General features: G+C 53.9%; 19 protein-coding genes and 3 tRNA genes. 11 read left to right on the top strand and 11 right to left on the bottom strand.

All coding sequences use genetic code 11. From position 1 onward, the window contains the following. Positions 1–90 precede the first annotated feature (90 nt). Together KP80_RS16405 and KP80_RS16400 are read left to right on the top strand one after the other, a co-directional pair. On the top strand, positions 91–648 hold the full coding sequence (locus KP80_RS16405) for an MltR family transcriptional regulator (RefSeq protein WP_231625936.1): 558 nt from the start codon (positions 91–93) through the stop codon (positions 646–648). Positions 649–865: 217 nt separating this feature from the next. Then, positions 866–2,149 carry a putative acyl-CoA thioester hydrolase gene (locus KP80_RS16400; protein WP_052284714.1) on the top strand — a complete coding sequence of 428 codons (1,284 nt, stop codon included), beginning with the start codon at positions 866–868 and terminating at the stop codon, positions 2,147–2,149. A gap of 115 nt (positions 2,150–2,264) precedes the next feature. On the opposite strand, the gene pgl is transcribed toward KP80_RS16400, so the two are convergent. After that, positions 2,265–3,260, bottom strand: coding sequence for a 6-phosphogluconolactonase (pgl, locus tag KP80_RS16395; protein WP_052284713.1), 996 nt, complete (start codon positions 3,258–3,260; stop codon positions 2,265–2,267). Positions 3,261–3,391: 131 nt separating this feature from the next. On the opposite strand from pgl, the gene KP80_RS16390 reads away from it, so the two are divergent. After that, positions 3,392–4,210 carry a pyridoxal phosphatase gene (locus KP80_RS16390; protein ID WP_052284712.1) on the top strand — a complete coding sequence of 273 codons (819 nt, stop codon included), beginning with the start codon at positions 3,392–3,394 and terminating at the stop codon, positions 4,208–4,210. Here KP80_RS16390 and modC read toward each other — a convergent pair whose 3' ends face one another. The 4 genes from modC to KP80_RS22630 form a co-directional block, all read right to left on the bottom strand. Then, positions 4,211–5,269 (bottom strand): molybdenum ABC transporter ATP-binding protein ModC, encoded by a 1,059-nt coding sequence (modC, locus tag KP80_RS16385; RefSeq protein WP_052284711.1) that lies wholly within the window; start codon positions 5,267–5,269, stop codon positions 4,211–4,213. Between the two features lie 3 nt (positions 5,270–5,272). Beyond that, positions 5,273–5,962: a molybdate ABC transporter permease subunit gene (modB, locus tag KP80_RS16380; RefSeq protein WP_052284710.1), complete on the bottom strand. Its 690-nt coding sequence runs from the start codon at positions 5,960–5,962 to the stop codon at positions 5,273–5,275. Next, a complete protein-coding gene (modA, locus tag KP80_RS16375; protein WP_052284709.1) occupies positions 5,962–6,735 on the bottom strand; it encodes a molybdate ABC transporter substrate-binding protein in 774 nt (257 codons plus the stop codon). Before modA ends, modB begins: the two co-directional genes overlap by 1 nt. 176 nt (positions 6,736–6,911) lie before the next feature. After that, complete coding sequence (locus KP80_RS22630) at positions 6,912–7,061, bottom strand: AcrZ family multidrug efflux pump-associated protein (protein ID WP_072129149.1); 150 nt, start codon at positions 7,059–7,061, stop codon at positions 6,912–6,914. A 130-nt stretch (positions 7,062–7,191) separates the two neighbouring features. Between KP80_RS22630 and modE the strand changes: the two genes are divergently transcribed. From modE to gpmA, 7 genes are all read left to right on the top strand, one after another. Further along, complete coding sequence (gene modE / locus KP80_RS16370) at positions 7,192–7,980, top strand: molybdenum-dependent transcriptional regulator (RefSeq protein ID WP_052284708.1); 789 nt, start codon at positions 7,192–7,194, stop codon at positions 7,978–7,980. A 67-nt stretch (positions 7,981–8,047) separates the two neighbouring features. After that, a complete protein-coding gene (gene modF, locus KP80_RS16365) occupies positions 8,048–9,517 on the top strand; it encodes a molybdate ABC transporter ATP-binding protein ModF (protein WP_052284707.1) in 1,470 nt (489 codons plus the stop codon). Between the two features lie 275 nt (positions 9,518–9,792). Then, the gene (gene galE / locus KP80_RS16360) at positions 9,793–10,809 is read left to right on the top strand and encodes a UDP-glucose 4-epimerase GalE (protein ID WP_052284706.1); all 1,017 of its coding nucleotides are present in this window, start codon (positions 9,793–9,795) and stop codon (positions 10,807–10,809) included. A 10-nt stretch (positions 10,810–10,819) separates the two neighbouring features. Continuing rightward, the gene (gene galT / locus KP80_RS16355) at positions 10,820–11,866 is read left to right on the top strand and encodes a galactose-1-phosphate uridylyltransferase (RefSeq protein WP_052284705.1); all 1,047 of its coding nucleotides are present in this window, start codon (positions 10,820–10,822) and stop codon (positions 11,864–11,866) included. A gap of 2 nt (positions 11,867–11,868) precedes the next feature. Beyond that, positions 11,869–13,017 carry a galactokinase gene (galK, locus tag KP80_RS16350; protein WP_052284704.1) on the top strand — a complete coding sequence of 383 codons (1,149 nt, stop codon included), beginning with the start codon at positions 11,869–11,871 and terminating at the stop codon, positions 13,015–13,017. Further along, positions 13,011–14,051: a galactose-1-epimerase gene (galM, locus tag KP80_RS16345; RefSeq protein WP_052284703.1), complete on the top strand. Its 1,041-nt coding sequence runs from the start codon at positions 13,011–13,013 to the stop codon at positions 14,049–14,051. The genes galK and galM overlap by 7 nt, the downstream gene beginning before the upstream one ends. 295 nt (positions 14,052–14,346) lie before the next feature. After that, entirely contained in the window at positions 14,347–15,099 is a 753-nt protein-coding gene (gpmA, locus tag KP80_RS16340) for a 2,3-diphosphoglycerate-dependent phosphoglycerate mutase (RefSeq protein ID WP_052284702.1), read from the top strand. 123 nt (positions 15,100–15,222) lie between these two features. Here the strand turns inward: gpmA and aroG are convergent, their stop codons facing one another. Then, positions 15,223–16,275, bottom strand: a complete 1,053-nt coding sequence (aroG, locus tag KP80_RS16335; protein WP_052284701.1) for a 3-deoxy-7-phosphoheptulonate synthase AroG — start codon at positions 16,273–16,275, stop codon at positions 15,223–15,225. 331 nt (positions 16,276–16,606) lie between these two features. Between aroG and zitB the strand changes: the two genes are divergently transcribed. Further along, positions 16,607–17,551, top strand: coding sequence for a CDF family zinc transporter ZitB (gene zitB / locus KP80_RS16330; RefSeq protein ID WP_052284700.1), 945 nt, complete (start codon positions 16,607–16,609; stop codon positions 17,549–17,551). On the opposite strand, the gene pnuC is transcribed toward zitB, so the two are convergent. From pnuC to KP80_RS16305, 5 genes are all read right to left on the bottom strand, one after another. Continuing rightward, the gene (pnuC, locus tag KP80_RS16325; RefSeq protein ID WP_052284699.1) at positions 17,548–18,267 is read right to left on the bottom strand and encodes a nicotinamide riboside transporter PnuC; all 720 of its coding nucleotides are present in this window, start codon (positions 18,265–18,267) and stop codon (positions 17,548–17,550) included. The two genes, zitB and pnuC, sit on opposite strands and share 4 nt — an antisense overlap. Positions 18,268–18,290: 23 nt before the next feature. Continuing rightward, positions 18,291–19,334 carry a quinolinate synthase NadA gene (gene nadA, locus KP80_RS16320; protein ID WP_052284698.1) on the bottom strand — a complete coding sequence of 348 codons (1,044 nt, stop codon included), beginning with the start codon at positions 19,332–19,334 and terminating at the stop codon, positions 18,291–18,293. A 257-nt stretch (positions 19,335–19,591) separates the two neighbouring features. After that, positions 19,592–19,667: transfer RNA gene (locus KP80_RS16315), tRNA-Lys, on the bottom strand. Between the two features lie 33 nt (positions 19,668–19,700). Further along, positions 19,701–19,776: transfer RNA gene (locus tag KP80_RS16310), tRNA-Lys, on the bottom strand. A gap of 146 nt (positions 19,777–19,922) precedes the next feature. Next, positions 19,923–19,998 (bottom strand) — tRNA-Lys (locus KP80_RS16305). Positions 19,999–20,016: the final 18 nt, after the last annotated feature.

Below are 20,016 nucleotides of genomic sequence, written 5' to 3'. Positions count from 1 at the left end.
CTGCGCCTCGCTGCGCAACCCGAAGAAAATACACATCGTCCGGCGACACCGATGGCAGAGAAGCCGCGCGCTGCGGAATATGACACCACGATGATGACCACAATGGATGACTCCGATCTTTATAAAAATCAGGCGGTCGAAAACCGTGTTCTGGAAAGACTGAACGCACGCCAAACGCTCACCGGGTTTATTCAGACCGCCGTGGGGCTGCTGGCCGAAGCGGTCGACCTGCTGATTCTTCAGGCCTTTCGCAAAGATGACTACGCCGTCAAATATGCGGTAGAACCATTGCTGGAAGGTAGCGGCCCGCTGGCAAACCTCTCGGTACGCCTCAAGCTCATCTATGCGATGGGCGTCATTAGCCGCAATGAGTACGAAGACATTGAACTGCTGGTTGCGCTAAACAATGAACTGCTGACCGAGAATACAATTTACAGCTTTACCGACGATGAAATCCTTGGGCCCATCAGCATGTTGCACTGCCTGACGGCGCTGCCGCCGCAACCCACGCTGCACATGCCGGAAGATGTGGTTGATGAATCACTTATCACCATGCAGGAACAGCGCTATCAGCAGATGGTGCGCTCAACGCTGGTGCTCAGCATCACCGATTTGATCACCAGCTTAACGCATAAAAAAGCGTTCTAGGTGGCGATGAGAAGACGCGAGACCACCTCTCAACGGAGACAAAACCCCGTTGATTTCCCGCTATTCTTTGCCAGAAAAAATCCGTATAACCTATACATTTCCGCGTTACCCAAAAAACCGCTGATATTTTTACCGGTATATCTTCCCGTTTCGCTCAACTTAGTATAAAAAGGCTTTTTTTACAGGATTCACCTTCACTTAACTAGCCTGGAGCAACATGAACACTTTATCGGTTTCTCGTCTGGCGCTGGCATTGGCTTTTGGCGTGACACTGACGGCTTGCAGCTCAACGCCTGCGGATCAGCGTCCGTCTGACCAGGCCGCACCTGGAACGTCTTCCCGTCCGGTACTGTCAGCAGATGAAGCGCAGAATTTCACCGCCGCGCGCTACTTCTCATCGCTCGATCCTAACGCTGCCGCCTGGTCACCGTCTTCGGTCGCCATTCCGGCAAAAGCAGATTTTGTGGTTGGCCCAGCCGGTACGCAAGGCGTGACGCATACCACCATCCAGGCTGCGGTTGACGCCGCAATTACCCGTCACAGCAGCGCACGTCAGTATATTGCCGTTCTGCCGGGCGAGTATCAGGGCACTGTCTATATCCCTGCGGCACCGGGCAGCGTAACGATTTACGGTACCGGCGATAAATCTATCGACGTCAAAATCGGCTTGGCCATCGACTCAGAAATGAGCCCAGCGGACTGGCGTCGTCAGGTGAATCCAGGCGGAAAATACATGCCAGGCAAACCGGCGTGGTACATGTTTGATAACTGCCAGAGCAAACGTAACGCAACCATCGGCGTGATGTGTTCAGCGGTTGTCTGGTCACAAAACAGCGGGCTGCAGCTGCAAAACCTGACCATTGAAAACAACCTTGGCGACAGCGTTGACGCGGGAACACACCAGGCGGTTGCTTTGCGTACCGATGGTGATAAAACCCAGCTGAATAACGTCAATCTGCTGGGTCGTCAGAATACCTTCTTCGTCACCAACAGTGGCGTGGACAACCGTCTGCAGAATAATCGTCAAACCCGTACGCTGGTGAGCAACAGCTACCTCGAAGGTGATGTGGATATCGTCTCCGGTCGCGGTGCAGTGGTCTTTGACAACACCGACTTCCGCGTAGTGAATTCTCGCACTCAGCAGGAAGGCTACGTGTTTGCTCCTGCAACACAGTCCAATATTTTCTACGGTTTCCTGGCCACCAATAGCCGCTTTACCGCAGCCGGTGACGGCGTGGCACAACTGGGCCGTTCTTTGGACGTAGATAGCAATACCAATGGCCAGGTCGTTATTCGCGATAGCGTGATTAACGAAGGCTTCAACGTGGCGAAGCCGTGGGCAGATGCCGCTGTATCAAAACGTCCGTTCAGCGGCAATACCGGCGCGCAGGACGAGAAAGGTCAGTTGAAACGCGATCTGAACGACCGCAACTTCAACCGCATGTGGGAATACAATAACCGCGGCGTGGGCAGCCATATTGTGGCTGAGCCGAAGAAGTAATTTCGGTATAAAAAGCAAAAAGCCCATGAAATCATGGGCTTTTTTATTGGCGATGCGCAAAATAGGGAGCTGAATAAAGCCATTAGGCCTCGTCAGCTCCGCATCCATCTGCAAATCAATAGGCGTTAACCACCACCCACATCGGTCCCTGTCCTACTGCATAGCGACCTTTCTCCTGCAATAACCCCTGCTCACCGGTAATTTCATACACCGCGATATGATGGGATTTCTGCCCTGCCGCCACCAGATACTTACCGCTGTGATCGATATTGAAGCCGCGCGGCTGGGTTTCGGTCGGCTGGAAACCTTCCAGCGACAGCACGCTGCCATCTTCAGAAACGGTAAAGATAGTAATCAGGCTGGAGGTACGGTCGCAGGCGTAGAGATGGCGCCCATCTGGAGTAATGTGAATATCAGCCGCCCAGCGGGTGTCAGAGAAGTCGGATGGCATCATATCCAGCGTCTGCACGCATTCAATTTCACCGCGAGGATCTTTGAGTTCCCAAACGTTAACGGTGCCGTTTAGCTCGTTCACGCAGTAGGCATACTGTTCGTTCGGATGGAACACCAGATGACGCGGGCCAGCTCCTTCCACGGTAGCCACTTCAGCCGGGCACTGTTCCGCCAGGAATCCATCGTCGCTCAGGGTGAATAAACAGATGCGATCCTGCTTCAACGCAGGTACCCACAGGGTACGGTTATCCGGGGTGATATTCGCCGAGTGGCAGCCATCAAGTCCTTCAACGACGTTGACGGTATCGCGCGGCAGACCATCTTCCAGACGGATAACCGCGACGTTAGCCTGGTTGTAGGAGGCGCTGAAGACGAAGTTGCCTTTACGATCGGTGGAGATATGGGTCGGGCTACCCGGCAGCGGTGCTTCGGCAGCGAAAGTTAGTGCACCATCGTCCGGTGCAATACGATAGGCCAGCACGCGGAATTCCGGGCGCACACCGACATACAGAAAGCGTTTATCGGGGCTGACGACCATTGGCTGTACCTGGCCTGGCACATCCACCACCTGCACCAGCGTCAGGCTACCGTCGTGATTCAGCGTCCAGACGTGGATCTGCTGGCTTTCCGGGCTGGCGGTATAAACGGTCTGTTTCATGAACACTCCTTTTACGAAATCGTAGAATTTGCGGCGGCTTATCGTCGCCTGCTTCACACCATTTTGCCGCACAGGTATCTCGGTGTACCATCCTGCACAGCGAATTTTCTCTTTCACCTCGAGACATGACTATGACTGCACGTGTAATTGCCCTGGATCTGGACGGAACGCTCCTGACGCCAAAGAAAACCCTGCTCCCTTCTTCTCTGGATGCGCTGAATCGAGCCCGAGCCGCGGGGTATCAATTAATGATCGTGACCGGTCGTCACCACGTTGCCATCCATCCTTTTTATCAGGCACTGGCGTTAGATACACCTGCAATTTGTTGTAATGGCACCTACTTGTATGATTATCAAGCAAAAAAAGTACTGGACGCTGACCCGATGCCGGTCGAAAAAGCCCAACAGCTGATTAACCTGCTCGATGAACACCAGATTCACGGCCTGATGTATGTCGACGATACCATGATGTATCAGCATCCAACCGGTCACGTTACCCGCACCAGCAACTGGGCACTGACGCTGCCGGAAGACCAGCGCCCGTCCTTCACCCAGGTTGACTCCCTGGCTCAGGCCGCCCGCGACGTCAAAAACGTGTGGAAATTTGCCCTGACCGATGAAAACGGCCAGAAGCTACAGGATTTTGCCAAACACGTTGAGCAGACGCTGCAGCTGGAGTGCGAATGGTCCTGGCACGATCAGGTGGATATCGCCCGTCAGGGTAACAGCAAAGGCAAGCGCCTGACTCAGTTTGTCACCGCTCAGGGCTGGTCGATGCAGGACGTGATTGCCTTTGGCGACAATTTTAACGACATCAGTATGCTGGAAGCCGCCGGAACCGGCGTGGCGATGGGTAATGCCGATGACGCAGTGAAAGCCCGCGCCAACGTGGTGATCGGCGAAAACACCACGGATGCCATCGCCGACTATATCAACCAACACCTGCTGTAATCAGGCTGTGATAGAGACGCTCTTTATCTGCGCATAGAGCCACTGGCCTGGCTTCACCGCCAGGTCATCTCTCGCCCATGGGCTGATTCGCGCCCACAGCGTGCGCCCGCTGACGTCGAGCTGAACTTCCACCTGGCCGTTATCATCGTAGCACTGCAGTACTTTGGCATGCAGCACGTTACGAATACTGGTGTGTTGCGAAGGCTGAAGCACCAGAGACACATCGGTGGCCTGAATGCGTACCCGCACCGCACTTTGCAGCGGTTTATCCAGCTTGTTCACCCAAATATGCTGATCGCCCAGCGCCAGCGCGGTCATCGCATAATGAGGATGATGTTCCAGCACCGTTACGCGCAGAATGCTGCTTTGCTGATCCTGCGGCAACCACGGATGCATCACGCTGCTGCCCCACACCTCTTCCAGATTGCCAAAGGCTTTGACCTGCCCGCCTTCTAACACCAGCACTTTGTCCGCCAGATGCAAAATTTCATCCAGCGAATGGCTGACGTAAAGCATCGGAATGTTAATCTCGCGCGCCAGACGCTGAAGATACGGCAGCAGTTCACGCTTGCGCGGAATATCAAGTGAAGCCAGCGGCTCATCAAGTAATAGCAGTTCCGGTGCGGTAAGCAGCGCACGGCCAATGGCTACACGCTGTTTTTCACCGCCGGACAGGCTGCCGGGCAGTCTTTCTAAAAGTGATTCAATGCCGAGTAACGTCACCAGCTTATCAAACTGATCCGCCATGCTTTTCGCCATGCCGTAGCGCAGGTTGCCGCGCACTTTATAGTGCGGGAAAAGACGGGCATCCTGAAATACATAGCCAATGCGTCGCTTCTCCGGTGCCAAATTCACACCTTGCTCCGCATCATTGAGCACCCGCCCATTGAGAACGATGCGCCCCTTCTGCGGCTGCGTTAGGCCGCTAATCGCGTTGATAAGCGAGGTTTTTCCCGCTCCGGAGACGCCAAACACGGCGGTAATACCGGAGGCCGGCAGGGATTCATTAATTTGCAGACAGTGCGAACCTAATGTCTGGCTAAAATTCAGCTCGAGCATCGATTACGCTCCTATCCGCTGGCGGCTCATTCGCGCCAGCCATTCAGAAATCATCAGCGAAATCAGCGCGAGGATGATAGAAATCAGACACAGGCGTGCTGCAGCACTTTCACCGCCAGGCGTCTGAATCAGGGTATACATGGCGGATGGGATGGTGCGAGTTTCGCCGGGAATATTAGAAACAAACGTAATAGTCGCGCCAAATTCCCCCAGAGAGCGGGCGAATGCCAGAACCGTACCGACGATTATACCCGGCAACATCAGCGGGAGCGTAATAGTGCAAAACACCCGCCAGCGCCCCGCGCCCAGCGTCCGCGCCGCTTGTTCAAGCTTGATGTCGACGCCTTCCAGCGCCAGACGAATCGCCCTGACCATCAGTGGGAAAGACATCACTGCCGCCGCCAGAACCGCGCCGCGCCAGCTAAAAGCAAATGTCAGACCAAACCAGTCATACAGCCAGCTACCAATAAAACCACGCCGCCCCATTGACACCAACAGCAGGTAGCCAACCACCACCGGTGGCAGCACCAGCGGTAAATGGATAAGGCCGTCGAGCAGCGCCTTACCGGGGAAGTTGCGGCGCACCAGCAGCCAGGCAAAAAAGATCCCAAACGGCAGGCTAAATACCACGGCCAGGGATGACACTTTCAGGCTCAGCAGAACCGCTTGCCATTCGGGATCGGACAATATCATTAGCGAGTCGTGAATCCGTAACGTTTAAAGATTTCAGACGCCTGCGGCCCTTTCAGGTAGTCATAAAACGCCGAGACGGTTGCATTTTTGTGGCCATCGGTGATGGCAATCGGGTATTCCACTTTCTTGTGCGAGTCTTCCGGGAAAGTCCCGACAACTTTAACACCTTTGCTGGCAACGGCATCAGAACCGTAAACAATACCCAGCGGTGCTTCGTTACGTTCAACCAGTGCCAGGGCACCACGCACGTCTTCCGCTGGCGCCAGTTTTGGCGACAGGGTTTCCCACGCGCCCAGTTTCTGCAGCGCCTCTTTAGCATAGATACCCGCTGGAACGTGTTCCGGGTCGCCCACTGCCAGACGGCCGCCTTTCAGCAGGCTGGTCCAGTTCGTTTTCGCATCAATGGTGATATCACCCTGAGCGCTAGCCTTCGGTGCGACGACCACCAGGCTATTGCCCAGCAGTGTGGCGCGGGTCGCCGTATCGATAGCTTTTTTCTCTACCGCGTAGTCCATCCACTTTTGATCCGCGGAGATAAACAGATCGGCCGGTGCGCCCGCTTCAATCTGGCGTGCCAGAGTAGAAGAAGAAGCAAAAGAGGAAACCACGTCGACGTTTTTCTCTTTTTTGTACTCTTTCGCAATATCCTGCATCGCGTTAGTCAGTGACGCGGCAGCAAATACGGTAATTTTTGCTTCATCCGCCAGCGCGTGACCCGCAACGGAAAGCGTTAATGTTGCCCCTGCAAATAAACGTAACCATGAACCTGTCATTTGAAACTCCTGTGAGTGCCGTTGTATACGGAAAAATACAGCGCAGAGTATAGGGGTTTTCTGGCATTAATGCATTACAGATACATGAATGATTGTGGGTATTACAGGGAGTTATCGGCAGAAATGTGAAATGCTTAATAGCAAAACGCCCGGCTGATGCGGGCGTTTTTGGGAAATCAGTGGTTTTGCTGGCTACGATCTTTATGACCGACGCCGGAGAAGATGTTGAACACTTCACCCAGACCGTAAATCAACCCCAGGATGATAGCCATCACTACGGGTACCATGATTACGGCAAATACCAGACTTTTCAACAGCTCTAACATGGTTTACTCCAGACATTGTGATGCGGCTATTGTAACCGGATAGCGCAGAAAAACACTCCCTTTTGTGCGGTGCGCTTTGCGGAATCCGCCATTTGGGTCAAAATACCCTTTTTATTGCCAGGATACTCTTATGCAGGCCGAAATCCTTCTTACCCTCAAGCTGCAGCAGCGCCTGTTTGCCGATCCGCGCCGCATTTCGCTCCTCAAACAAATAGCACAGACCGGCTCTATCAGCCAGGGAGCGAAAAACGCGGGCATCAGCTATAAGAGCGCATGGGATGCCATTAATGAGATGAATCAGCTCAGCGAGCAGTCGCTGGTTGACCGTGCCACCGGCGGGAAAGGCGGCGGCGGCGCGGTATTAACCCGTTATGGTCAGCGCCTGATCCAACTCTACGATCTGCTGGCGCAGATTCAGCAAAAAGCCTTCGATGTGCTGAGCGATGACGATGCGCTGCCGCTGGATAGCCTGCTGGCTGCCATCTCTCGCTTCTCACTACAAACCAGTGCCCGCAACCAGTGGTTTGGTACGGTGACCCAGCGTGACCACCAGCAGGTGCAGCAGCATGTCAGCATTTTGCTGGCTGACGGCACCACCCGTCTGAAAGTGGCGATTACCGCGCAGAGCGGCGAACGCCTTGGGCTGGACGAAGGGAAAGAAGTGCTGGTGCTGTTAAAAGCGCCGTGGGTCAACGTCACGAGCGATCCGTCCGTTGCCGCTGAAGCCGATAATCAGCTCGCATGTCGTATCAGCCACATTCAACGCGGGGCTGAGCAGTGCGAAGTGCTAATGACGCTGCCGGATGGCCAGACCCTATGCGCCACCCTGCCGCTGAGCGATGCCGACACGTTGAAAGAAGGCGCTGACGTCATCGCCTTCTTTAACGCCGATCGCATGATTGTCGCCACGTTGTGCTGATAGCATTGACATTGTGCGCCTGAAGACGTATCCCTGATGCATACTGCTGCAAAAAATGGGATACATGATGTCATCATTGCATATTTCGCAAGGCACGTTTCGTCTTAGCGACACAAAAACACTTAAAATTGAGCAACTGACCCTGCGTGCAGGGGAGAGCTGGGCGTTTGTCGGCAGCAACGGCAGCGGCAAATCGGCGCTGGCCCGCGCGCTTTCAGGCGAACTCACACTGCTTTCCGGCAGCCGGGAGTGCCAATTCAACCGCATCACTCGTCTCTCCTTCGAACAACTACAAAAACTGGTGAGCGATGAGTGGCAGCGTAACAATACCGATATGCTCAGCGCCGATGAAGAGGATACTGGGCGTACTACCGCGCAGATTATCCAGGACGAGGTGAAAGACCCGGCGCTGTGTGCCACGCTGGCCGCGCAGTTTTGTATTCGTCATCTGCTTGAACGCCGCTTCAAATATCTCTCCACCGGCGAGACCCGAAAAACTTTGCTTTGCCAGGCACTCATGGCGCAGCCCGATCTGTTGATTCTTGATGAGCCTTTTGATGGCCTCGACGTCGCCTCGCGCCGCCAGCTAGCGGATCATTTGGCGAGCCTCCATGACGCGGGCCACACCTTAGTATTGGTACTTAACCGCTTTGACGACATTCCCGATTTCGTGCCTTTTGCCGGCGTACTGGCCGACTGTACACTGACGGAAACCGGTGAAACCAAAGCGCTTCTGGCACAAACGCTGATCGCCCAGCTGGCGCACAGCGAGAAACTCGACGGTATGGCGCTGCCCGAACCAGACGCACCGTCAGCGCGGCATTCTTTGCCCGATGACCAGCCGCGCATTGTGCTCAACGATGGCGTGGTGTCCTATAACGACCGGCCGATTATCAACCACCTCAGTTGGACGGTCGCCCCCAATGAGCACTGGCAGATTGTTGGGCCTAACGGCGCGGGGAAATCGACGCTGCTAAGCCTTGTCACCGGCGACCATCCGCAAGGCTACAGCAACGATCTAACGCTGTTTGGCCGCCGCCGCGGGAGTGGCGAAACCATTTGGGATATCAAAAAGCATATCGGCTACGTCAGCAGCAGCCTGCATTTGGACTACCGAGTGAGCACCAACCTGCGTAACGTGATCCTATCAGGCTATTTCGACTCCATCGGGATATATCAGGCGGTTTCCGATAAACAGCGCAAGCTGGTCGATGAGTGGCTACATATTCTGGGTATGGACGCACGGACCGCTGATGCGCCGTTCCACAGTTTATCGTGGGGACAACAGCGTTTGGCGCTGATCGTCCGCGCGCTGGTGAAACACCCGACCCTACTCATTCTCGATGAACCGCTGCAAGGGCTGGATCCACTGAATCGGCAGGTAGTAAGGCGATTTATTGATGTGCTGATTAGCGAAGGCAAGACACAGTTGCTGTTTGTTTCTCACCATGCCGAAGATGCACCGGAGTGCATAACTCACCGGCTGGAGTTTGTTGCCGACGGCGAGGGATATCGCTATGAGGTCGGGCCGCGTTAAGTCGATTCCCCCGGGGCGAGTCGTTCGCCCCGGCGCTGACTCATTGCCCCGCCGCGCCTGAAAGCAGCACATCACCGTTTCTTCAATCCTTCCACTCCATTTTCGGATTAAGTACACAATACAGTGACAGCGCCTTTGATTTACAATGTAAATTCTGTGGCCAATGACACTTGTCACGTTAGTGTAAGCGATTCCACTAATTTAGCCCATGTCACACTTTTGGCTTCTCTGTTATGCTATGTTTATTCCATGCCATAAGCTTAACGGAGCTAAAAATGAAAGTATTGGTTACAGGTGGTAGCGGTTACATAGGAAGCCACACATGTGTACAACTGCTGCAACAGGGCCACGACGTCGTCATCCTCGACAACCTGTGCAACAGCAAGCGCAGCGTCCTGCCGGTTATTGCTCGCTTGAGCGGTAAGCAGGCAACCTTTATCGAAGGCGATATCCGTAACGAAGCGCTGCTCACCGACATCCTGCGCGAAAACGCCATTGACGCGGTCATCCACTTTGCTGGCTTGAAAGCCGTTGGCGAGTCGGTGCAAAAACCGCTGGAGTACTATGACAACAACGTCAACGGTACTCTGCGTCTGATTGCCGCAATGCGCGCAGCCAACGTTAAAAACTTCATTTTCAGCTCCTCAGCAACCGTCTACGGCGATCAGCCGAAAATCCCTTACGTCGAAAGCTTCCCAACCGGTACACCGCAGAGCCCTTACGGTAAAAGCAAATTGATGGTTGAACAAATTCTGACTGACCTGCAAAAAGCGCAGCCAGACTGGAGCATCGCGCTGCTACGCTACTTCAACCCGGTTGGCGCACACCAGTCCGGCGATATGGGCGAAGACCCGCAGGGCATCCCGAATAACCTGATGCCGTATATCGCCCAGGTCGCCGTAGGCCGCCGCGAATCGCTGGCGATTTTCGGTAACGATTACCCAACCCCTGATGGCACCGGCGTGCGCGACTATATCCACGTGATGGATCTGGCCGATGGCCACGTCGCCGCCATGGAAAAGCTGGCGCATAAAGCTGGCGTGCATATTTATAACCTCGGTGCCGGCGTTGGCAGCAGCGTGCTTGACGTGGTGAACGCGTTCAGCAAAGCCTGTGGCAAACCGATTAACTACCACTTCGCACCACGTCGCGATGGCGATCTCCCAGCCTACTGGGCCGACGCCAGCAAAGCCGATAAAGAGCTGAACTGGCACGTAACCCGTAATCTTGATGAGATGGCGCAGGACACCTGGAACTGGCAGTCCCGTCACCCTCAGGGCTATCCAGACTAAGGATTTTGTGATGACACAATTTAACCCCGTCGACCATCCACATCGCCGCTTTAATCCGCTAACCGGCCAGTGGATCCTCGTTTCACCGCATCGTGCAAAGCGCCCATGGCAAGGGGCGCAAGAGACACCAGCAAAACAAACGCTGCCCGCGCACGATCCGGATTGTTTTTTATGCCCGGGTAATACTCGGGTGACGGGCGATAAGAATCCCGACTACACCAGCACATACGTCTTTACCAACGATTTCGCCGCGCTGATGACCGATACGCCAGATGCGCCAGAGAGCAACGACCCGCTGATGCGCTGCCAGAGCGCACGCGGCACCAGCCGGGTTATCTGTTTCTCACCGGATCACAGCAAAACGCTGCCGGAACTCAGCGTTAGCGCGCTGCAATCGGTCGTGAAAACATGGCAAGAGCAGACCGCCGAACTGGGCCAGCAATATCCGTGGGTCCAGGTCTTTGAAAACAAAGGTGCGGCCATGGGCTGCTCTAACCCGCACCCGCACGGTCAGGTGTGGGCCAACAGCTTCCTGCCGAATGAGATTGAGCGTGAAGACCGCCTGATGCGCGAGTACTTCGCCGAACACCAGACGCCGATGCTGATGGACTACGTCACCCGCGAGCTTGCCGATGGCAGCCGTACCGTTGTGGAGACCGAGCATTGGTTAGCCGTGGTGCCTTACTGGGCGGCATGGCCGTTTGAAACACTGCTGCTACCAAAAGCTCACGTACTGCGTATCACTGACTTAAGCCACGCCCAGCGCGACGATTTAGCGCTGGCGTTGAAGAAATTGACTAGCCGTTACGACAACCTGTTCCAGTGCTCATTCCCCTATTCCATGGGCTGGCACGGCGCGCCGTTCAACGGTGATGAAAACGCACACTGGCAGCTGCACGCGCACTTCTATCCTCCGCTGCTGCGCTCCGCCACCGTGCGTAAATTTATGGTCGGGTACGAAATGCTGGCAGAGACCCAGCGTGACCTGACAGCAGAACAAGCGGCCGAGCGTCTGCGCGCGGTCAGCGACATTCATTTTCGCGAATCCGGAGAATAACAATGAGTCTGAAAGATAAAACACAAACCCTGTTTGCTGAAAAATTTGGCTACCCTGCCACTCACGTGATTCAGGCTCCGGGCCGCGTAAATCTTATTGGCGAGCATACTGACTATAACGATGGCTTTGTGCTGCCATGTGCTATCGATTACCAGACCGTGATCAGCTGTTCTCCGCGTAGCGACCGCCAGGTCCGCGTCATCGCCGCTGACTACGACAACCAGATTGACGAATTCTCGCTCGACGCCCCTATCGTTGCTCATGACACCCAGCAATGGTCCAACTACGTGCGCGGTGTGGTGAAGCATCTGCAAAAACGCAACAAGGCGTTTGGCGGTGCAGACATGGTCATCAGCGGCAACGTTCCACAAGGCGCAGGCTTAAGCTCCTCGGCATCGCTGGAAGTGGCCGTGGGTACTGTATTCCAGCAGCTGTACCAGCTACCACTCGACGGTGCGCAGATTGCGCTAAACGGCCAGGAAGCAGAGAACCAGTTTGTCGGCTGTAACTGCGGCATCATGGATCAGCTGATTTCTGCACTGGGTAAAAAAGACCACGCCCTGCTGATCGACTGTCGTTCGTTAGCCACCAAAGCCGTCTCAATGCCTGAAGGCGTCGCGGTAGTGATCATCAACAGTAACTTTAAACGCACCCTGGTGGGCAGCGAGTACAACACGCGTCGCGAACAATGTGAAACCGGTGCGCGTTTCTTCCAGCAGCCAGCGCTGCGCGACGTAACTATCGAGCAATTTAACGCGGTCGCGAATGAGCTGGATCCCATCGTCGCCAAACGCGTGCGCCACGTGCTGACGGAAAACTCCCGCACCGTGGAAGCGGCTTCCGCTCTCGAGAAAGGCGATCTGCTGCGCATGGGACAGTTGATGGCTGAATCGCACGCCTCGATGCGTGATGACTTCGAAATTACCGTTCCACAAATCGACACATTGGTGGAAATCGTGAAAGCGACCATCGGCGATAAAGGCGGTGTACGTATGACCGGCGGCGGCTTCGGCGGCTGTATCGTCGCGCTGATGCCAGAAGCACTGGTTCCTGCGGTGCAGCAGGCAGTGGCCGAGCAGTACGAAGCGAAAACCGGTATTAAAGAGACGTTCTACGTATGCAAAGCGTCACAAGGAGCCGGCCAGTGCTAACTCAATCTTCCGTGCTGGCCGCTGACGGCCAGCCGTATCAGCTGATCGCGTTACGCAACGTCAATAACGTTGTCGTGACCTTGATGGACTGGGGCGCTACGCTGCTGTCGGCACGTATTCCAATGCAGGACGGTAGCGTACGTGAAACACTGCTGGGCTGCGCATCGCCTGAGCAATACACCGAGCAGGCGGCATTCCTTGGTGCCTCCATCGGTCGCTACGCTAACCGTATCGCCAATAGCCGTTTTACGCTGGATGGCAAAACGGTCAACGTGGTGCCAAACCAGGGCGAGCACCAGCTGCACGGCGGCCCGGACGGGTTTGACAAACGCCGCTGGGCTATCGCCTCGCAAAATTCCACCGAAGTGGTATTTACGCTCACTTCAGTGGAGGGTGACCAGGGTTTCCCTGGCACGCTTCAGGCCACGGCAACTTACCGTCTGACCGACGATAACCGTATTTCAATTGAGTACCGTGCGACAGTCGATAAAGCGTGCCCGGTGAATCTCACCAACCACGTTTACTTTAACCTCGACGGTGCCCAAACCGATGTGCGTCATCATACGCTGCAGCTATTGGCAGATGCCTATCTGCCGGTGGACTCTAGCGGTATTCCGCATGAAGGCTTGAAAGATGTCGCCGGAACCAGCTTCGATTTCCGCGAGCCTAAAATCGTAGCGCAGGATTTCTTAAGCGACGCCGATCAGCAGAAAGTGAAAGGTTACGATCATGGATTCCTGCTACGGGCAAAAGGCGATGCTTCTCAAGTGGTGGCCAACGTCTGGTCACAGGATAAGAAGCTGCAGATGGCTGTCTACACTTCAGCCCCTGCGATTCAGTTTTACTCCGGGAACTATCTCGACGGAACCCTTTCCCGTACCGCGCAGCCCTACGCTTCATGGCAGGGCTTGGCGCTGGAAAGCGAGTTCCTGCCGGATAGTCCAAATCATCCAGAGTGGCCACAGCCTGACTGCGTGTTACGTCCGGGTAAAGAGTACGTTAGCCTAACGGAATACCAGTTTATCCCGCAATAAAGCACAGCCTATCCCGGCCCAATAGTAAGAGGGCCGGGAAACAGACTTCCCCACCCATCGTCAGTCTTAAAATCATTCCCACAAGATAGCGGCTTCCCTTTCTCCAGGTCGCCGATCTTTTCGCCATTTCGCTGAAATTAGCGCCACCCGCAGACAAAATAATAACGCCGGGTTCACATGCGCCTTACACTGGAGCACTATTTTCGCTATGGTTATGCATAAGCGTTGCTGCTGAGGCAATCACAGCAATATAATGAGAATTGTTATCATTCAATAAAGCTTGAGGAGTGAGAGTATGGCTGTAACTAAGCTGGTACTGGTTCGTCACGGTGAAAGTCAGTGGAACAACGAAAACCGTTTCACCGGTTGGTACGACGTTGATCTGTCCGAGAAAGGCGTTAGCGAAGCAAAAGCGGCAGGTAAACTGCTGAAGGCTGAAGGCTTCAGCTTTGACTTTGCTTATACCTCTGTGCTGAAACGTGCCATCCACACTCTGTGGAACGTTCTGGACGAACTGGATCAGGCCTGGCTGCCGGTTGAAAAATCCTGGAAACTGAACGAGCGTCACTACGGTGCGCTGCAGGGTCTGAACAAAGCAGAAACCGCTGAAAAATACGGTGACGAGCAGGTTAAACAATGGCGTCGCGGCTTCGCGGTAACCCCACCAGAGCTGACCAAAGACGACGAGCGTTTCCCTGGCCACGACCCACGCTATGCGAAACTGACCGATAAAGAGCTGCCAACGACTGAAAGCCTGGCGCTGACCATCGAACGCGTAGTGCCTTATTGGAATGAAACCATTCTGCCACGCCTGAAAAGCGGTGAGCGCGTCATCATCGCCGCTCACGGTAACTCCCTGCGTGCACTGGTGAAATACCTGGACAACATGGGCGAAGACGAAATCCTCGAGCTGAACATCCCTACCGGCGTACCGCTGGTGTATGAGTTCGATGAGAACTTCAAACCTATCAAACACTACTACCTGGGCAACGCTGACGAAATTGCAGCGAAAGCCGCAGCAGTAGCCAACCAGGGTAAAGCGAAGTAATTTCGCGCCTCGGTTAAAAAGAAAAAGCGTGGAATCTTCCACGCTTTTTTATTTCTGATGCAGCGGTAACTCCAGCATTAGAGAAACCCTGCGGCTAGACGCCGTACCGGGCCAGGCTAGGTATTAGCCGCGACGCGCTTTAACCGCACTCGCCAACTGACGCAGGATCGTATCGGTATCATCCCAGTTAATGCAGGCATCGGTGATGCTCTTGCCATAAACCAGCGGCTCGCCGCTGTCTGGGTTCTGGTTACCTTCCACCAGATGACTTTCGATCATTACACCCATAATCGCTTTCTCGCCGCTTGCCACCTGCTGGCAAACATCGGCACCCACTTCCATTTGCTTTTTATACTGCTTGCTGGAGTTGGCATGGCTGAAATCAATCATGATTTGTGCAGGCAGACCGGCTTTCGCCAAGCCTTCTTTCACCGCTGCAACATGCGCTGCGCTGTAGTTTGGCTCTTTGCCGCCACGCAGAATGATATGGCAATCACCGTTACCGCTAGTGTTCACAATTGCGGAATGACCCCATTTGGTCACCGACAGGAAACAGTGGGCCGCGCCAGCGGCGTTAATCGCATCAATCGCTACCTTGATCGTACCATCGGTGCCATTTTTAAAACCGACCGGGCAAGAAAGACCGGAAGCCAGCTCGCGGTGAACCTGGGATTCAGTTGTACGCGCACCAATGGCGCCCCAGCTCATTAAGTCAGCCAGATACTGGGGAGTAATCATATCCAGGAACTCACCTGCCGCTGGCAGGCCAGTATCGTTGATATCCAGCAGCAGCTTACGGGCAATTCGCAGGCCATCGTTAATCTGGAAACTGTTATCCATGTGCGGATCGTTAATCAGCCCTTTCCAGCCAACGGTCGTGCGCGGCTTTTCAAAGTAGACGCGCATAACGATTTCCAGCTCGCCGTTCAGCTCTTCACGAATTTTCAGCAGGCGCTGTGCGTATTCTTTCGCCGCAACCGGGTCGTGGATAGAGCATGGGCCGATGACTACCAGCAGGCGATCGTCATCCCCTCTCAGGATCTGGTGGATCGCTTTACGTGCATGAGAAACGGTGTTGGCCGCGTTTTCAGTGGCAGGAAATTTTTCAAGGAGTGCTACAGGAGGTAATAACTCGTTGATCTCTTTAATGCGCAAATCGTCGTTCTGATAATTCATGACTGTTCCAGTGTTGCCATACTTATACAATTGAGTGCAATCCCTTCAATCTATATCGTCAGCCAAAAAGTGTAAACTGGCTTTTACACTTTTGCCGAATTATGACTAAAAAAACCCTACAAATCAGAATTAAATATCAATTAAAGCCGTTAAAAACCCATTAATATAAAATATATGACCACAAACCAAGCCAAAAACAATATATATCAGCTATGCAATTAGAAACTGGCGCTATTTTGCCCTGCAACGCTGCGCATCTATTCTGTGCGCAAAAAGCAAAGATCTGTAATGATGTCAGATAGTCACAATCAATTAACGAAGGACGACGCTCATGGTGCACAAGCATGATTCACATTCGCATGCCGCCCCTGATAACAGTAACGGCCGCCGCTTGCTGCTGGCTTTTGGCGTAACAGCGGGTTTCATGGTTATTGAGGCTATCGGTGGGGTGGTCTCCGGTTCGCTAGCACTGCTGGCCGACGCCGGACATATGCTGACTGATTCCGCTGCCCTGCTGTTCGCTCTGCTGGCGGTACACTTTGCCAAACGGCCACCTAGCGTGCGACACACGTTTGGCTGGCTGCGCCTGACGACCCTTGCCGCCTTCGTTAACGCAATTGCCCTGCTGTTTATTATTATTTTGATCGTCTGGGAAGCGGTAAAGCGTTTCTACACTCCACAGCCGGTAGCCGGGACCACCATGATGGTCATCGCCGTCGCTGGGCTGCTGGCCAATATTCTGGCGTTCTGGATACTGCACCGTGGCAGCGAAGAAAAAAACCTAAATGTACGCGCAGCGGCGCTGCACGTAATGGGCGATCTGTTGGGATCTGTTGGTGCAATTATTGCCGCCATTGTGATCATGACGACTGGCTGGACGCCAATTGACCCGATTTTATCGGTGCTGGTTTCCTGCCTGGTGCTGCGCAGTGCATGGTCATTACTGAAGGAAAGTCTCAATGAGCTACTTGAAGGCGCACCGCAGGCGGTCGACGTCGCGGCGCTAAAACGCAATATGCGCCGTTCCCTACCGGAAGTTCGCGATGTACATCATGTCCACGTCTGGCTCGTGGGGGAGAAGCCATTGATGACGCTACACGTGCAGGTTGTACCCCCGCACGATCATGACGCCCTGCTGGACAGGATTCATCATTTCCTTGAAGAACAGTATCAGATTGATCATGCGACCGTGCAGATGGAGTATCAGCCCTGTAGCGGCCCGGAGTGCCACCTTAACGAGGTGCACTCCGAGCATGGGCATCATCACCACCATTAATGGGATAGCGCGCGAGAGCCGCGCTCACGCGCGCTATTCATCCACATCCGGCTGCCGTTCAGGGCAATAAAGGTCAGTATCAAATATTCCAGCGCCATGGCATAAACGCCCTGGAGGGTGAAAATCGCCACGCTAATCACGTTAATCACCACCCACAGCAGCCAGTTCTCAACGTATTTACGCGTCATCAAGACCATCGCCGCAATCGACAACACCATCATGCAGGAGTCCCAGAACGGGAAGGCATCCGGCTGTAGCACCGGCATGGTGACATTCATCCCCAGCGTTTGCATCACGCTGACGGCCACATGAGTCAGCACAGCAAAGACCGGGTCGATATAAACGGTCATCAAGCCGATGGCTACAACGCAGGCCGCCAACCACGCAAGCGCCTTAGGCAGCGGTAGCCAGCGAATTTGCAGCTCTGCTTCATGATGACTGGTTTGCCGCGACCACGCGTACCAACCGTAAATGTTGGCAGCAAAGAAAAAGAGCTGCAGCAATAGACTGGCATAGAGTTGAATCTGGAAAAAGATAATGGCAAACAGCGTGACGTTAATCAGTCCAAACAGGTAGTTAACGATCTTCTCAAGACTCGCCAGCCAGATACACAGCAGGCCAGCTATCGTGCCAATTGCTTCAATCCACGACAGGTCATAGCCCCCCGCACCGATGGGGATATGCACCAGAATATTTTGTGTACTTAAAAAATCCATTTTAACTCCAGCATGTTAGACGGTTACCCTCGAAGTGTAGCCGCAAAATCCAGCATGCGGTTAAGCGGAATTAACGCCCCTTTTCGCAGTGCTTCATCCACGTGGATTTCATGCGCTGCCCCGCCGTTTTCCAGACTTTCAGCTATCGCCTTCAGGCCGTTCATCGCCATCCACGGACAGTGCGCACAGGTACGGCACGTTGCCCCCTCACCGGCCGTCGGCGCTTCAAACAGTTCTTTGTTCGGTACCGCCTGCTGCATTTTGTAGAAAATACCGCGATCGGTCGCCACAATCAGCTGCTGATGTGGCAGCGTTTTCGCCGCGTTAATCAGCTGACTGGTTGAACCCACCGCATCGGCCATATCCACAATCGCCTGCGGAGATTCTGGATGCACCAGCACGGCGGCCTGCGGGTAAAGTGATTTCATACGGCTCAACGCCTGGGTTTTAAATTCGTCATGAACGATACAGGCCCCCTGCCAGCAAAGAACTTCAGCGCCGGTTTGCTTTTGCACGTAGCGCCCCAGATGGCGATCCGGCGCCCAGATGATTTTCTCACCCAGGCTATCGAGATGTTCAATCAGTTCAACGGCGATACTCGATGTCACCACCCAATCTGCCCGCGCTTTGACCGCCGCCGATGTATTGGCGTAGACCACCACGGTACGGTCGGGGTGCGCATCGCAAAAATCATTAAACGCGTCAATAGGACAGCCCAGATCTAGCGAGCACTCTGCGTTTAGCGTAGGCATCAGGATAGTTTTTTCCGGACTAAGGATCTTCGCAGTTTCACCCATAAAACGCACACCCGCCACAAGCAACGTTGAAGCTTCATGCTTTGCACCAAAGCGCGCCATCTCCAGCGAGTCGGAGATACAGCCTCCGGTTTCTTCAGCCAGTTGCTGAATCTCCGGGTCGGTATAATAGTGCGCCACCATCACGGCGTTACGCGCTTTCAGTAACCGTTTTATTTTTTCACGATAGAATTGCTTCTCATCGCAACTTAACGGCGTTGGCTTCGACGGAAATGGATAAATTGCTGCTTCGGGATCAAACATTACGCTCATCATGCTTCTCGTTTTACTGGCTTAACGAAATAAGCGGCTACCAGGCTAAGTTTTGCCTTTACCGCGGCAATATGTTTTATATGCTAAACAAGATAGCGGATTGCAGACAAAAAGTCGTGGTGAATTTTGGGCATGTAAGGGCGTCGCCCTAAATCGCCTAATAGGATGAGAAATGCGTTTGGGCCTGGACCGGCATGGGAAAAGAAATCACTGAATTGTAGATAGCAAAAAGGCGCCTTTAGGGCGCCTTTTTACACTGGTGGGGCGTGCAGGATTCGAACCTGCGACCAATTGATTAAAAGTCAACTGCTCTACCAACTGAGCTAACGCCCCCATATGGGGTTTACTGCTTTATTCTTTTCAGGATGGTGGGTCGTGCAGGATTCGAACCTGCGACCAATTGATTAAAAGTCAACTGCTCTACCAACTGAGCTAACGACCCGCTAAGGTATCGCCTGAAAGATTTTACTCGGAACCATCAATAATAATGGTGGGTCGTGCAGGATGACTCGACTTCGTCTCGCCCTACGGGCCATTGCTGATGCAATGTTATCCTTCACGGTTAACATCTGAGCGTGATGTTAAAATTGGTGGGTCGTGCAGGATTCGAACCTGCGACCAATTGATTAAAAGTCAACTGCTCTACCAACTGAGCTAACGACCCGAGTGGTGGGTGATGACG

Source organism: Kluyvera genomosp. 1, assembly GCF_001266615.1.
Classification (GTDB): domain Bacteria; phylum Pseudomonadota; class Gammaproteobacteria; order Enterobacterales; family Enterobacteriaceae; genus Kluyvera; species Kluyvera cryocrescens_A.
The sequence above is the reverse complement of the archived record's forward strand: the minus strand, read 5'-3'. Positions and strand labels throughout refer to the sequence as shown.